Source organism: Noviherbaspirillum suwonense (genome assembly GCF_900182955.1).
In the GTDB taxonomy this organism is placed as follows: Bacteria; Pseudomonadota; Gammaproteobacteria; order Burkholderiales; family Burkholderiaceae_D; genus Noviherbaspirillum_A; species Noviherbaspirillum_A suwonense.
Genome location: NZ_FXUL01000020.1, coordinates 1 through 12,969, shown reverse-complemented (window position 1 = coordinate 12,969; position 12,969 = coordinate 1). Strand labels below are relative to the sequence as shown.

15 protein-coding genes are annotated in these 12,969 nt (G+C 67.2%); 3 read left to right on the top strand and 12 right to left on the bottom strand.

The window, feature by feature from the left end; all coding sequences use genetic code 11:
* Positions 1-8: 8 nt before the first annotated feature.
* The 7 genes from QOL82_RS21340 to QOL82_RS21310 form a co-directional block, all read right to left on the bottom strand.
* Entirely contained in the window at positions 9-332 is a 324-nt protein-coding gene (locus tag QOL82_RS21340; protein ID WP_283444333.1) for an ApeI family dehydratase, read from the bottom strand.
* Positions 329-1,708 carry an AMP-binding protein gene (locus QOL82_RS21335; RefSeq protein WP_283444332.1) on the bottom strand — a complete coding sequence of 460 codons (1,380 nt, stop codon included), beginning with the start codon at positions 1,706-1,708 and terminating at the stop codon, positions 329-331. Before QOL82_RS21335 ends, QOL82_RS21340 begins: the two co-directional genes overlap by 4 nt.
* A gap of 37 nt (positions 1,709-1,745) precedes the next feature.
* A complete protein-coding gene (locus QOL82_RS21330; RefSeq protein ID WP_283444331.1) occupies positions 1,746-2,378 on the bottom strand; it encodes a COG4648 family protein in 633 nt (210 codons plus the stop codon).
* On the bottom strand, positions 2,378-2,662 hold the full coding sequence (locus tag QOL82_RS21325; protein WP_283444330.1) for a phosphopantetheine-binding protein: 285 nt from the start codon (positions 2,660-2,662) through the stop codon (positions 2,378-2,380). Before QOL82_RS21325 ends, QOL82_RS21330 begins: the two co-directional genes overlap by 1 nt.
* A gap of 74 nt (positions 2,663-2,736) precedes the next feature.
* Positions 2,737-3,507, bottom strand: a complete 771-nt coding sequence (locus QOL82_RS21320; protein ID WP_283444329.1) for a class I SAM-dependent methyltransferase — start codon at positions 3,505-3,507, stop codon at positions 2,737-2,739.
* 270 nt (positions 3,508-3,777) lie between these two features.
* Positions 3,778-4,542, bottom strand: a complete 765-nt coding sequence (locus tag QOL82_RS21315) for an alpha/beta fold hydrolase (RefSeq protein ID WP_283444328.1) — start codon at positions 4,540-4,542, stop codon at positions 3,778-3,780.
* A 249-nt stretch (positions 4,543-4,791) separates the two neighbouring features.
* The gene (locus QOL82_RS21310) at positions 4,792-5,526 is read right to left on the bottom strand and encodes a S1 family peptidase (protein ID WP_283444327.1); all 735 of its coding nucleotides are present in this window, start codon (positions 5,524-5,526) and stop codon (positions 4,792-4,794) included.
* A gap of 210 nt (positions 5,527-5,736) precedes the next feature.
* On the opposite strand from QOL82_RS21310, the gene QOL82_RS21305 reads away from it, so the two are divergent.
* Positions 5,737-5,991, top strand: a complete 255-nt coding sequence (locus QOL82_RS21305; RefSeq protein ID WP_283444326.1) for a DUF1488 family protein — start codon at positions 5,737-5,739, stop codon at positions 5,989-5,991.
* 85 nt (positions 5,992-6,076) lie between these two features.
* Here QOL82_RS21305 and QOL82_RS21300 read toward each other — a convergent pair whose 3' ends face one another.
* Positions 6,077-6,625 carry a DUF3455 domain-containing protein gene (locus tag QOL82_RS21300; RefSeq protein ID WP_283444325.1) on the bottom strand — a complete coding sequence of 183 codons (549 nt, stop codon included), beginning with the start codon at positions 6,623-6,625 and terminating at the stop codon, positions 6,077-6,079.
* Positions 6,626-6,683: 58 nt separating this feature from the next.
* Between QOL82_RS21300 and phaZ the strand changes: the two genes are divergently transcribed.
* Positions 6,684-7,988 (top strand): polyhydroxyalkanoate depolymerase, encoded by a 1,305-nt coding sequence (phaZ, locus tag QOL82_RS21295; RefSeq protein ID WP_283444324.1) that lies wholly within the window; start codon positions 6,684-6,686, stop codon positions 7,986-7,988.
* Between the two features lie 73 nt (positions 7,989-8,061).
* Here the strand turns inward: phaZ and surE are convergent, their stop codons facing one another.
* Positions 8,062-8,880, bottom strand: a complete 819-nt coding sequence (surE, locus tag QOL82_RS21290; RefSeq protein WP_283444323.1) for a 5'/3'-nucleotidase SurE — start codon at positions 8,878-8,880, stop codon at positions 8,062-8,064.
* A gap of 152 nt (positions 8,881-9,032) precedes the next feature.
* Here surE and QOL82_RS21285 point away from each other — a divergent pair, with 152 nt between their 5' ends.
* A complete protein-coding gene (locus QOL82_RS21285; protein WP_283444322.1) occupies positions 9,033-9,428 on the top strand; it encodes a VanZ family protein in 396 nt (131 codons plus the stop codon).
* 437 nt (positions 9,429-9,865) lie between these two features.
* Here the strand turns inward: QOL82_RS21285 and QOL82_RS21280 are convergent, their stop codons facing one another.
* The 3 genes from QOL82_RS21280 to QOL82_RS21270 all read right to left on the bottom strand — a co-directional run bounded on the left by QOL82_RS21280 (position 9,866) and on the right by QOL82_RS21270 (position 12,455).
* Positions 9,866-10,114 (bottom strand): hypothetical protein, encoded by a 249-nt coding sequence (locus tag QOL82_RS21280; protein WP_283444321.1) that lies wholly within the window; start codon positions 10,112-10,114, stop codon positions 9,866-9,868.
* Between the two features lie 123 nt (positions 10,115-10,237).
* Positions 10,238-11,371, bottom strand: coding sequence for an ABC transporter substrate-binding protein (locus QOL82_RS21275; protein WP_283444433.1), 1,134 nt, complete (start codon positions 11,369-11,371; stop codon positions 10,238-10,240).
* A gap of 85 nt (positions 11,372-11,456) precedes the next feature.
* Positions 11,457-12,455: a fumarylacetoacetate hydrolase family protein gene (locus tag QOL82_RS21270; protein WP_283444320.1), complete on the bottom strand. Its 999-nt coding sequence runs from the start codon at positions 12,453-12,455 to the stop codon at positions 11,457-11,459.
* Positions 12,456-12,969 lie beyond the last annotated feature (514 nt).

Here is a 12,969-nt window from a genome sequence, read left to right as displayed (position 1 = left end):
TACGTCCTTCACCGGGCCGTTCCTTCCGCCTGGCGATGGAGGACGCCGGAAGCGACCTTGCGCTCGCCGTGCGTCAGTGTGAATCGGATCGTGCGCCCGTCCGCGCTGTGATGCGAAACGGCGACCGGCTGTCCCGGCAGCACCGGGCTCAGGAACTTGACCGAGGCGATGCCGCAGGCGGACAGGTCGACGCCGAGCGCGGCGCCGATCGCATGCAGCGCTTCGTCCAGCAGCACCACGCCGGGCACCACCGGCATGCCGGGAAAATGCCCGGCCAGCGCCGGATGGTCGGGCGCGATCGTCACCATGGGTATGAGCATGGGCATGCTCATGCGCCCTCCCCGCCGGCGCGCGGCCGCGCCGCACTGGCCTGCGCCAGCCGCGCAAGCGCTTCCTTCGGCAGCTTGCCCGTCGCATTGCGCGGCAGCGCGTCGACGAACACCAGCGGCCGCGGCAGGAACACCGGGTCGATGCGCTCGCGCAGCGCGGCCAGCAGTCCGGCCGGCGCAAGGCCGGGCGCCACGACGAAGGCCGCAAGCCGCGTCACGCCGCAGGCGTCGGCCTCCTCCGGCATCGCGAACACGCCGTCGAGCACGCCGGGCACCGCATTGAGCTGCAGGTTCAGGTAGGCCAGCGAGTTGCGCTTGCCGGCGATGTTGATCAGGTCGGCCATCCGGCCATGCAGCAGGAAGCGTCCGCCTTCGCGCGGCTCGATCACGTCGCTCATCGGCGTCGGCGTCTCGACATGGCCGCCCGACACCGATGACACGCCATTGACCTGCTCGAACGCCAGGCCCGGAAACAGCTGCCATTCCTGCGTGCGTGCGGACTGCCGCATCGCGATCTGGCCGGTCTCGGTGCTGCCGTAGATTTCCAGCAGCGGCGCGCCGAAGCCGGCTTCGGCTTCCACCGCCAGCGCAGCCGACAGCGGCGCGGTCGCCGACACCAGCAGGTCGGCCTGCGGCAGCGCGAGGCCGGCGCCGAGCACCGAGCGCAGGTGGACCGGCGTGGTGACCAGCGTGCGCGGACGCGGCGTGGCGCGCAGCGCCTCGCAGATGTCGGTCGAGTAGAAGGTCGGTCCGGCGACCAGCGCATTGGCGCTCTGCATCACGATCAGCACGGTCGACTCGAAGCCATACATGTGCTGCGGCGGCACCGTGCCGATCACCGCATGGCTGCGGCCGTCGAGCATGCCGCACAGCCGCGCCTCGGCCTGCACGTTGCGCACCAGCGAACCCCAGCGCTTAGGATGCGGCTGCGGCACGCCGGTGGAGCCGGACGTGAAGACATAGGCGACGCACAGGTCGGCGTCGATCGCCGGCACGTTGAAGCCGGCGGCATCGTCCTGGCCGGCGGCGGACGTCCCGGGCGTCGCCAGCACCGGAAAGCGGCATACCGGCATCGCGATGGCGGTGTCGGCGTCACAGAGGCAGAATGCGTCGGGCGCGAACTGCAGCATCTGGCGCACGGTCTCGGCGGTCTGCGTCGACGGCAGCAGGCTGGTCTTGCCCGCGCTCATCGCCGCCGCCAGCCCGACCATGAAACGATAACGGTCGGTGCAGGTGTTGAGCATGTGCCGCCCTGCGGGCAGGCAGGCGCGCACCTGCGCGACGTCGGCCAGGAAGCGGCCGGCGCTCACCGGGCTGCCGTCGCGCCAGGCTATCGGCTGGCCGGCGCGCTCGTGGGTGATCAGGGGAAAGGTAGCCATGTTCTGTCGATAAGGTCGTTCGTGCCTGCGCGGCCGGTCAGCGCGGCGTTTTCCAGAATGCCTGCACGCCGGCGACGATGCCGGCATGCTCGACTTCCGGCAGCGCGCGGCGGCGCACCGCGTACTCGGCGACGAACATCAGCGCAATCAGCGGCGCGGTAAGGAAATTGGCGAAGGTCGACCAGACGCCGACCGGCGCGGCGAAGAAAAGCACGGTCGACGCCAGCGACATCGCGCCGAAAAAAATGCTCCAGGCCAGCGTCACCTGCCGGGTGTAGCGCTCCATGCCGGGCGCCAGCGCGCCATGCACCATCCGCGCGAAAAGCGTGCACATGGCCTCGCGGCCCGGCCCGAGCGAGCGGGCGAAGGCGATGCACAGCAGCAGCTGCGTGAACGCATGCTCGATCCAGTAGATCAGGCTGGTGTGACGCTGCAGCAGCGGCAGGCAGGCCAGCACGACGACGCAGGCGGCGACGGCCAGCGTCATTGCCGCAACGCGGCGGCGCGAGCGCCAACCGAGCACCAGCGCGGCCACCATCATCGGCGTCAGCGCCAGCAGCGCGCCGGCGCGGCCGGTGTCGGCCGTGTTGGTGCGATGGGCGAGGATCGCGTAGGCCAGGCCGGCGCCGCCGAAGGCTGCGACGCGCGCATAGCCGGCGGCGCGGGACATCAGGCCGCCTTGTGCTGGGCGATGTAGTCGGTCAGGCTGGCCAGCGAACTGAAGATGCGGTGGTTGTCGTCATTGTCGGCGCGCAGCTGCAGGCCGTAGCGCTTGGAGACGACCAGCGCGATTTCCAGCACGTCGATCGAGTCCAGCCCGAGGCCGTCGCCGTACAGCGGCTCGTCGGCCTTGATGTCTTCCGGCGCGACGTCGAGGTTGAGCGCCTGGACGATCAGTTCCGCCACTTCGCGCTGGAGGTCGCCCTGCTGGGCGCTTGAATTTTCAAAAGTCATTTGTCTGTTTCAGGAAGCGGGCGCAATGCCCTTGTCACGATGATGGACCGGCGGCAGCGCCGCCGACGGATGGCTCAACCCTGCCCCTTCGTTGCCTGGTACTCGGAAAACATGCCGAGTTCCAGGTGGCGGCCGGCGCCCGCGAAGCCGGCGCCCTGCAAGGTGCGCAGCACGTCTTCCGGTGCGGCGCAGGCCTCGATGGTGTCCCAGTAGTAACGCCACAGCACCGAAGTGTTGCCGCTGCGCGATGCCAGCCTGGCCAGCATCGGCACCACGTGCCGCGCATAGCCCTTGAGCAGCGCCTTCTGCAGCCGGTTTTCAGGACAGGTTATTTCAAGGATGCACAGGCGTCCGCCCGGCTTGAGCACGCGATGGAATTCTGCGAAGGCCACCGACAGGTCGCTGATATGCCGCAGCGCGTAGCCCATGCTGAGGAAGTCGACGCTGTTGTCCGGAAACGGCAGTTCCTCGGCGCGGCCGGCGACCAGCGTCACGCCGGCCGGCACCACCGCGTTTTCCAGCATGCCGGGGCTGGGATCGACGCCGGTGACGTTGCGCGGGTCGCCGACGATGGCGGCTGCCTGCTGCGCGACCAGCCCGGTGCCGACGCCGACATCGAGCGCCTTCATGCCCGGCCGCAGCCCGGCGCGCAGCAATGCCTGGCGCCGGTACCAGGGGCCGCTGCCGAAGCCGAGGATTTTTTCAATGCGGTTGTAGTCGGGCGCGGTGCTGTTGAACATGTCGGCGACCCAGCCGCGGCGCGCGCTTTCGGTCGGATAGTAGTCGGTCAGCGGCGCGTGGGGCGCATGAACGATATTTTTATCGCCAGCACGAGGGTTCTGCATGATCGTTTCTACAAGGACTTGGAAGGCCGCCGGTCATGCAGGCGGATCGACGGCGGCATGACCGGCAGTCATTGCAAAAAAACAATAGCAAGTCCCGCTGAACCATGAAAATGCCTGGCCGCACGGGCGCTACGATAACCCATGGGCAAACGCCGGCGCAACTACTCTTCATGCTATATGGAAATAAAGCGACTGCTGCCGGCCGCATCGCGCAGCCGGGACGGCCGCGTGCCGGTCCACCGGGAAAGGCCGGTAAACGGCTGCGCCGGCCTATTGGGCAGCGTTGCGGATGCAGGCGCGCAGCGGCCGGCGGTCCAGCACGGTTTCCCATATTTGCAGCCACGGCGCCCACTCGTGGCCGCCGGGAACGCTGGTGATGCGATTGTCCGGCAGCACCGCCGCCAGCAGCCGGTTGCTCATTGCGAAGCTGTCGCTGCGGCCATAACCCAGGCTGATGACCGGATCGGGCCTGCCGCCATGGCGGCGCAGCCAGTCCCATAGCGTGCGTTCATAGTCTTCCGCGGTCCACTGGCCCGGCTCCCATGCCTTCAGCCCGCCGGCGCGGACGATTTCCTGGTGGATGCGGCTTTCGCCGAGATAGGGCGCGATCAGCACCAGTTCGTCGACCATGCCGGGCTGCATCTGCGGATACAGCAGCGCGCCCAGGCCGCCCACCGAGATGCCGACCAGCCAGATCCGGCGGTAGCCTTTCTCGCGCGCCGGACGGATGACATCCTCGTGCAGCCGGTCGACCGCGGTGCGCTTGATGTAATAGCCGAAATGCAGGTCCGGGATCAGGATGTCGGCATCCACGCCCCGCTCCCGCACCGCCTGCACGAATCCCTTGTCGACCAGGTCCTTCGGCCGGTCGTAGCGCCCCGGCAGGAACACCAGCAAGGTGTCCGGATGGACGCTGCAGCGGCCGCCCAGGTCCAGCACGTCCAGCTTGTCGCGGGTCGGCGGGAACAGCGCGCAGCCGGCCAGTACGGTCAGCAGCGTTGCGGCCAGCAATACGGCGGTATAAGGTCGTTTCATGGTCCGGCGCCCGGTTGTTGTTGTCATTCAGGGAAGTGTATCGAAAACCCCGGAGGCGCAAACCGCGGCAATGTCGAACTTCCTCAGATATGCCAGGAAATTTGTTTGCGTGCGATCAAAACATCGCTCCGCCAGTTTAGTCGCGGCAAGGCGTATATTCGTGACGTCGATACAGATCGACTTCTGATTTTAGGCATCATGCCTAAATCCCCTGCGACCCGCGTCAGCCTCATGGCTGCCCGGGTCGCATCACATTGGGGCCGTGAGTGTCATTAATATATCGGCATACCACGCGCAATTGAGCCCCAGCGCCTCGTCCAGCCCCAGGTCGCGCGTGCCGACATCGAGCCGGGCCGAGTGCACGCCCAGCAGCCGCCACGGCAGGTCGGCAAGCCCGGCTTCCGGATTCTGCAGGCGCAGCACCACCGGCGCGCCGCTGGTGCCGCGATGCGTGCGGGCATCGGTCAGGAAATAGCCTTCTCCCTGGAAACGCAAGCCGAAGGCGGAAGCGATGATCGCGTGGCGCGCAACCGGCAGATGGTGCAGCGTATCGTGGAAGCCGAGCGGAAAGCCGACGACCAGCAGGTTGCAGCCGACTTCCACCTCGTCGAAACGGCCCAGCAGGTGGGCCGGCGTGAATGCGCGGTAGACGACGCCGCGCGGCAGCGCCGCCCGGACGATTTCCACCACCGCCACGTCGATCGCGCCGGCGGCGTCCATTCCCTGGCGCCAGATGCTGCGGCCGTCGCGGTACAGCGGAATCGAATAGCCGGTGGATTCGGCGAGGTTCTGCGCATCGGTGTGTAGCTCGATCTGCAGCCGGTCCGGAAAGTGACCGCTGGGCTCGTCGAAGACCACGTGCCGGCTCGTGACGAGGAACAGCCTGCCGTCGCGCTCGAACAGGAAACCGCTGGCGTTGGTCAGCCAGCGGTCCTGCTGAAAGGTAAAAATGCGGATGGCGGCGAGGAGTATCGGTTCGATCATGGAGCGCCCGGAAAATGGAGCATGCGGCGCAGCGGCAATAACTGCGTTTGCCCGGAGTATAAGGCTTGCCGTCGCCGCGACCGGCGCCGAACGGCGGCGGCTTGTGCGTATCGACCTGCCCGGTTCCGGCGATTTCATTTGCGCCGGCCCGGTTATAGGCGCAATATCGCACCTCGCTTTCGAGCCTACCCCCTTTTCAGGAACCCCACTATGGCTACCAGCCCCCTCCCGGCAACCGTCAGCAGCACCGGCATCACCTTCACCGTGCAAGTCGACTACATCAAGCGCGACTGCTTCATCTCGAACGAAGCGCTGCAAAAGCTGGCCGACCGCAAGGGCTTCGACGGCACGCCCGAAGCCGCTTTCCGCGCAATGGAGCCGGCGATCACCGGCGTGGCGCGCCGCATGGTCCATGCGCGCGTCGGCGGCACGCCGCTGCTGCTCAATCCCGACACCTTCCATTAAATAGCACAAAGCCATCAAATAGCACTAAGCCGGCCCGAAGCCGGCTCAGGTTGCCGGCATGAAAGCCGGCGCGGCGCCAACGAGGTCAGGCCGGCTTGTAGAACACGTAGTCCGCCTGGTACTTGACCGTCTTTTTCGTGCCGGCCGAGGTCGCTCCGCAAGCGTCGCTCGGCGCGACGCCGCCCACGGTGTTGAGGCGCTGGATATAGCTCACGCCCGTCATCGCGCCATTGCCCATCGCGGGACTGGCCTGCACCAGCTGCAGCGGGATCGCGCCGGCATTGGGCGAAGGCGCCACTGCGAGCTGCTTGCCGCCGACCTTGCTGCCATCGGCCGATTCCCAGGTCGGGCCGCCGTAATATTTGCCCACCATCTTCTTGTTCATGTCGTACAGCATCGCGTTGGGGCCGGTGAATACCCATTCCCATGCGTCGGCAGCGCCAGCCTTGGCGCGGCATTCGTAGGTCAGGTCGCCCATGCCGGTCGTCATCATCACCGCCTTGTGGCCGGCCGGCACCGTGACGGCGGCAGGCGCGTCCGGGGTTTTCATTGCGCTCATCGTTCCTGGGGTCGAACAAGCGGCCAGGGTCATTGCCAGGGCGCCTGCGGCGGCTGCGGTGGTCAGAAGTTTCATGGTTTCTCCGTGATGTCGTTAAAAATCGAGGGGGTGGTGCAACTCTTGTACGTTCGCCATGCCAAACTGGATTCAACGGGCTGCCAGCCAGATTGCGGCGCTGTCCGCCATTTCTTCCGCGCCGCCCGCCCGCGCCGTTCCCGGCATGGTGGCGTATCACCTGCAGGAGCTTCAGATGACCGGTCCCGATCTTTCCACGATGCCAGGCTGGACGACCCACCCGCCCGGCATGCGCGAACTTGCGCTGACGCTCGAGGCCACCCTGGGCGACCGGATGCGGCTGCCCCGCGAAACATTCGGACTCGATGGCATGCAGCTCGGCCAGTCCGGCGCGGTCCGCGAGGAAGTGGCGCTGGACGCGCCGTTCGGCCGGCTGCTGCGCTTCGGCATGCCCGGACATCGCCGGAACCGGGTGCTGCTGGTCGCGCCGATGGCCGGACACGGGTCGGCGCAGCTGCGTGAAACCGTGGCCGGCCTGCTGCCGGAATTCGATGTCTACGTGACCGACTGGCGCGATGCGCGGGACGTGCCGCTGTCCGAGGGCGGTTTCGGGCTGGACGACTATATCGATTACCTGCTGCGCTTCATCGTCCATGTCGGACCCGGCGCGCACCTGATGGCAATCTGCCAGTCCTGCGTGCCGACCCTGGCGGCGCTGTCGCTGCTGGCCGAGGACCAGCACCCGGCGCAGCCGGTCAGCCTGGTCATGATGGCCGGGCCGGTCGACGCCGCCGTCAGCCCCAGCCCGGTCAACGACTATGCGACCGGCGCGTCGCTGTCCTGGTTCGAACAGCACCTGATCAGCACGGTGCCAGCCGGCGCGGCCGGCGCCGGACGCCGCGTCTACGGCGGCGCGATGCAGCTCATCAGCGCCGCCGGCATGGAATACCGCCGGCGGCTGGCGGCGCTGTCGTCCAGCATGTTCGACCCGTCGCGCTACCTGCAGGCCATGATGGAAATGGGCAGCGCGATGCCGCCGCAGCAGCCGGTGCTGGACCTGGCCGCCGAGTTTTACCTCGACAACCTGCGCGACGTGTTCCAGCAGTGCGCGTTGGCGCGCGGCAAGCTCCGGCACCGCGGCCGCCCGGTGCGGCCGGAAGCCGTCCGCGGCATTGCGCTGCTGACCGTCGAAGGCGCCGAGGACGAGATCTGCGGCGCGGGCCAGACGGCGGCCGCCCATGCGCTCTGCAGCGGCATCGACGACGCCTGCAAGCGCCATGTCGCGGTCGACGGCGCCGGGCACCGGGACGTGTTTTCCGGGGAATCATGGCGCACGCAGGTGCTGCCCGAGGTCATGAAGACGCTGATGGTGGATGCGGCAGGCGACTCGCCGGCCGTGCGCCGCCGGGTCCGGCGGGCCTAACGGGCGGGCGCGGGTCCCGGTCGGCGGCCCGCTGCGAAGCCGGTCGGTGTCGACGCACCCGCGCCGCCGGAAATCACTGCCGGGCCAGGCTGTCCCTCAGGTGCGCCAGCGCATCCTCGTTGGTGCGCTCGAAGCGCAGCGGCGTCACGGCCACGCCGCCTGCCTGCACCACCGCGGTTTCGGTGTCCGGAGCGTTTTCCACGGCTTCGCGGTAAAACTGCAGCCAGTGGTAGGTCAGCCCGCGCGGATCGGTGCGCGGCACGACATTGATGCTCTTGACCAGGCCCGCGCCCTGCCGGGTCAGCATCAGCGGCCCGGCTTCGGCCGGCGCCACGTTGGGGAAATTCACGTTCAGGCAGGCATGGGCGTCCCAGCCGGCCGCAAGCAGCCTGCGGATGATGTCGGGCGCCAGCTGGCGCGCCGTATCCCAGCGCACCGCCGCCGCGTCCGAGAAGGTCTGGCTCAGCGCGATCGACGGAATGCCGAACAGCATGCCGGTCATGGCCGCGCCGACCGTCCCGGAAAACACCGTTTCCACGCCCAGGTTCGCGCCCCGGTTCACGCCGGACAGGATCAGGTCGGGCAGCCCGTCGCGCATCAGGTGCCGCACCGCCATCACCACGCAGTCGCCCGGCGTGCCGGAAATGCCGAAGCGGCGTTCGCCGTGGCGGCTGTAGCGCAGCGGCTGGTGCAGGCTGATCGAGTGCGAGGTGCCGCTCTGGTCATGCTCTGGCGCGACCACCCACACTTCATCTGCGAGGCTGGCTGCCACCTGTTCCAGCACCGCCAGGCCGGGCGCGTCGATGCCGTCGTCGTTGGTCAGCAGAACGCGGCTGACAATGCGGCCGCCCGGGCCGCCGGAATTGGGCAAGGGATGTACTGGGGAAGACAATATGCGTGCCTCGTAGGTGTCGTTGCAGGGATAGCGCCGGCCGCCGGCCGCTGGAAACAGGAAAAGTGTAAGTCGATGCGGCGGCGCGCACCTTGCGCATTCCGGGCAACTGGCCGCAAAATCCGCACTTGTCCCGCCGCCCCGGTCCCGTCATGCCCCTCTATTCACTGCTCACGCGCATCCCGCGTTCCTTCTATATCGCCGCCGCGCTCACGCTGTACCTGCTCCTGCTCTGGATGGGCGGGCACCAGTCCACGGTCGACCATTTGCCGGGCCGCGCCGATTTCAGCAAGGTCTATCACCTGGTGTTCTATTCGGGATGGTGCTGCCTGGCCTGGCTGTCCCTGCGCCGGCCCGGCATCGCGGCCGCGGTGGCGCTGACCGTGCTGGCCGGCGCCGGCGACGAATTCCACCAGTATTTCCTGCCGTTCCGGGAAGCGCGGCTCAGCGACGTGCTGATCGACGGCTGCGCCGCGCTGGCCGGGGCGCTGTCGATGCATGCGCTGCGGCGGCGGGCGATGGCGCTGGAAAAGTCGCGCATCCGGTAGCGGCCGCCAATCCGCCCTCTGCGGGCTGCCGCGGTGCGTTAACGTTAACACCGCCTCCGGCCGGGCCTGGGTCAAGCGCGGGGCCGCGGCGACATGCGGCCCGCGCATCGCCGCCCGCTGCAGCCCCCGGCCTCACCGCAAGGACATCTTCGCCCAGCCGGACTTCTTCCTGGGCACAGGATGCATGCCGTTGTCGCGACACCATTCCGCGCCGCACAGCCGGCAAACGAAGTATTCGCCGCCGCTCATCCGGACGCGCGCAGTCGTCTGCAGGCCCCGACGACCCTTGCTCATCAAGCCTGCATGTTCACGGCCGCCGTGCTGCAGCGCGTTGCATGCTGAACACATGGTCATTTCGTTCTCCCCTTGCGCAAGTAGGGTCGGATTGCTGCAGTGCGCAAGAGTTCATGGGAAATATGTTAAAAATTGCAACGAAGTCAGGCCGTCGATTTCCGATGGCGCTGCTCCACCATGTCGACCGCGATCTGCCGCGCCGCCTGCTCCGCTTCCTGCTCGGTGCCGAAGCTGGTCTCGACCGCCACATGCTGCGAAGGGAAGACCGGCTGGCGGTGCATCGGGTTGGGCGACGGGCCGAAGATCTCCACCCAGGCGGCCCAGCCGTCGGACTCCGGGACATGCACCCCGGAGTATTCGATTTCATAATCGCCAATTTGTTCGGTTGCCATAACAGCCTCCTGAAGCGGCTTTTCTGAAACACTAGATTCTAGAATCCGTCCAGGAGGTTGTCCGAAAAACAAGTGCAAATAACGATGCCGGTCAAATGCAGGCCGGCGCCGCCCGGGGCAGGCTCAGCCGCCGTAGGCGTAGGTAAAGCGGTTGCCCTGTATCCGCCCCATGACCCGCGAGCGCTGGTCCAGGCCGACATGGTCGCGCGCATTCATGTTGATGACGCCCTGCGGCACGGTCAGCTCGCGGGTGTTTTCCAGCGCGGCGCGCAGCGCGGTCCGGAATTCCACGGTTCCCGGCTTGGCGGTCTTCAGCGCCTGCGGCACCGCATTGGCGATCAGCATCCACGCGCCCCACGCATCGGCCGCGAACTGGGTGACGGTGCCTTCGCCGTATGCCGCTTCATAGCGCTGCGTGAAGTCCAGCGCGACTTTCCGGACCGGATTGTTCGCCGGCAGCTGCTTGGCGACGACGGCCGGCCCGGTCGGGAAGAACGTGCCTTCGACATCCTTGCCGCCGACCTTCAGGAATTCCAGCGTGCCGATGCCGTGGGTCTGGTAGATCCGGCCCTGGTAGCCGCGCTCGACCAGGGTTTTCTGCGGCAGCACCGCCGGCGTGGCCGAGCCGGCGACCAGCACCGCGTCCGGCTTCGCCGCCATGATCTTGAGCACCTGGCCGGTGACGCTGGTGTCGGTGCGGGCGAAGCGCTCGTTGGCGACGATCTTCAGCTTCCGCAGCTCGGCCAGCTTAGAAAATTCGCGCCACCAGCCTTCGCCGTAGGCATCGGCGAAACCGATGAACGCAACGGTCCTGATGCCGTTGTCGGCCATGTGCTGGGTCAGGATGGTGGTCATGTGCGTGTCGTTCTGCGGCATCTTGAAAGCCCACGCCCGGCGCGCGTCCTGCGGCTCGACGATGGACGAAGACGCCGCCAGCGCCACCATCGGCGTCTGCGACTCGGCCAGCGGGTCCAGCATCGCCAGCGCATTCGGCGTGGTGTTCGGCCCGACGATGATGTCGACCTTTTCCTCCGCGGTCAGCTTGCGCAGGTTGCGCACCGCGTTGGTGGTGTCGGACGCATCGTCGAGGATGATGTACTCGACCTTCTGCCCCGCCACTTCCTTCGGCCACAGCAGCATCGCATTGCGGGTCGGCGCACCGATGGCCGCGGCCGGCCCGGTCGTCGAAATGGTGACGCCGACCTTGATCTGCGCGAACGCGGACGGCGCGACCGCGGCGACCGAGATGCAGGACATGCCGGCGAACCAGCGGAAGAATTTGGATTGCATGAGATTCCCTGTCTTGTTGGTTGTTCGTTGTGGGTTGTTTGCGTACGTGGGGTCAGCGGCTGGCGGGCAATTCGCCCTCCGCCACTTTCTGGTCGATCGCGCCAAAGATCGACTTGCCATTGGCATCGAGCATCTCGATGCGGATCGCGTCGCCGAAGCGCATGAAGGCCGTCGCCGGCGCGCCGCCTTCCAGCATCTCCAGCGCCCGTTTTTCGGCGATGCAGGTATAGCCCCGGCGCGCATCCTTGTTCGACACGGTGCCGGAACCGACGATGCTGCCGGCGCGGGCATTGCGGGTCTTGACCAGGTGCGCGATGAGCTGCGGGAAGCTGAACACCATGTCCACGCCCGCATCCGGCTGGCCGACCTGCGTATTGTTCCAGGCCGCGCGCAGCGGCAGATGCACCCTGCCCTCCCGCCAGGCCGCGCCAAGCTCGTCCGGCGTCACCGCGACCGGCGAGAAACTGGTGGCCGGCTTGGCCTGCAGGAAGCCGAAGCCCTTGGCCAGCTCATCCGGGATCAGGTTGCGCAGCGAGACGTCATTGACCAGCATCAGCAGCCGGATATGGCCGGCAGCCTGCTCCGGCGTCGACCCCATCGGAACATCGTCGGTGATCACCGCGACCTCGCCCTCGAAGTCGATCCCCCACTCTTCGGACATCACGACGATGTCGTCGGTCGGACCGATGAAGTCATCCGAGCCGCCCTGGTACATCAGCGGCTCGCGCCAGAACGATTCCGGCATCGCGGCATTGCGCGAGCGGCGGACCAGTTCGACGTGGTTGACGTAGGAGGAGCCGTCGGCCCACTGGTAGGCGCGGGGCAGCGGCGCCATGCAGTTGCGGGGGTCGAAGTCGATGCTGCGGGGGGCGCGGCCGGCGTTGAGCTGGTCGTACAGTTCGTTCAGCTGGGGGGCCATGAATTGCCAGTCGTCGAGGACGCGTTGCAGCGTCGGGGCGATGGCGTCGGCGATGGCGGCGGTCTTGAGGTCGCGCGAGACGACGGCGAGTTGGCCGTCGCGGCTGCCGTCTTTGAGGGTGGCTAGCTTCATGCGGGTGGATGGGGGTTGGGGATGCGGGTTCGTATTATAGCGGCAAGGTTTTGGGCGATGTGGGCGGGGCCGCGCAGCGGCAGATGCGGTTGCCCGCGCAGCGACCGTTGCCGTTGCAGTTAGCTCCGCGCAGCGACCGTTGCTGTTGCCGTTACGCGTAGCGACAGTTGCCGTTGTAGTTGCCGCTCCGCGTAGCGACAGTTGCCGTTGTAGTTGCCGCTCCGCGTAGCGACAGTTGCTGTTGTAGTTGCCGCTCCGCGTAGCGACAGTTGCTGTTGCCGTTGCCGCTCCGCGTAGCGACAGTTGCTGTTGCCGTTGCCGCTCCGCGTAGCGACAGTTGCTGTTGCCGTTGCCTTTGAAGTGGCCGTTGCCTTTGAAGTGGCCGTTGCCGTTGCCTTGGCAGTGGCTGTTGTAGTGGGTCCCCGTTGATGACGCCACGTCGCTGGTGCCGAAATCGGATAAAGAAGCGTCCGCTGTCTGAGCGAAGCGAGTTTCGGACGCTTCCCGATTTCGG

Coding starts and splice junctions, on each gene's coding strand:
- QOL82_RS21310 (WP_283444327.1), bottom strand. CDS start 5,526: ATGATCGAACCGATACTCCTCGCCGCCATCCGCATTTTTACCTTTCAG.
- QOL82_RS21340 (WP_283444333.1), bottom strand. CDS start 332: ATGAGCATGCCCATGCTCATACCCATGGTGACGATCGCGCCCGACCAT.
- QOL82_RS21315 (WP_283444328.1), bottom strand. CDS start 4,542: ATGAAACGACCTTATACCGCCGTATTGCTGGCCGCAACGCTGCTGACC.
- QOL82_RS21305 (WP_283444326.1), top strand. CDS start 5,737: ATGGCTACCAGCCCCCTCCCGGCAACCGTCAGCAGCACCGGCATCACC.
- QOL82_RS21275 (WP_283444433.1), bottom strand. CDS start 11,371: ATGTCCTGCATCTCGGTCGCCGCGGTCGCGCCGTCCGCGTTCGCGCAG.
- QOL82_RS21280 (WP_283444321.1), bottom strand. CDS start 10,114: ATGGCAACCGAACAAATTGGCGATTATGAAATCGAATACTCCGGGGTG.
- QOL82_RS21325 (WP_283444330.1), bottom strand. CDS start 2,662: ATGACTTTTGAAAATTCAAGCGCCCAGCAGGGCGACCTCCAGCGCGAA.
- QOL82_RS21320 (WP_283444329.1), bottom strand. CDS start 3,507: ATGCAGAACCCTCGTGCTGGCGATAAAAATATCGTTCATGCGCCCCAC.
- phaZ (WP_283444324.1), top strand. CDS start 6,684: ATGCCAAACTGGATTCAACGGGCTGCCAGCCAGATTGCGGCGCTGTCC.
- QOL82_RS21285 (WP_283444322.1), top strand. CDS start 9,033: ATGCCCCTCTATTCACTGCTCACGCGCATCCCGCGTTCCTTCTATATC.
- QOL82_RS21335 (WP_283444332.1), bottom strand. CDS start 1,708: ATGGCTACCTTTCCCCTGATCACCCACGAGCGCGCCGGCCAGCCGATA.
- QOL82_RS21270 (WP_283444320.1), bottom strand. CDS start 12,455: ATGAAGCTAGCCACCCTCAAAGACGGCAGCCGCGACGGCCAACTCGCC.
- QOL82_RS21300 (WP_283444325.1), bottom strand. CDS start 6,625: ATGAAACTTCTGACCACCGCAGCCGCCGCAGGCGCCCTGGCAATGACC.
- QOL82_RS21330 (WP_283444331.1), bottom strand. CDS start 2,378: ATGTCCCGCGCCGCCGGCTATGCGCGCGTCGCAGCCTTCGGCGGCGCC.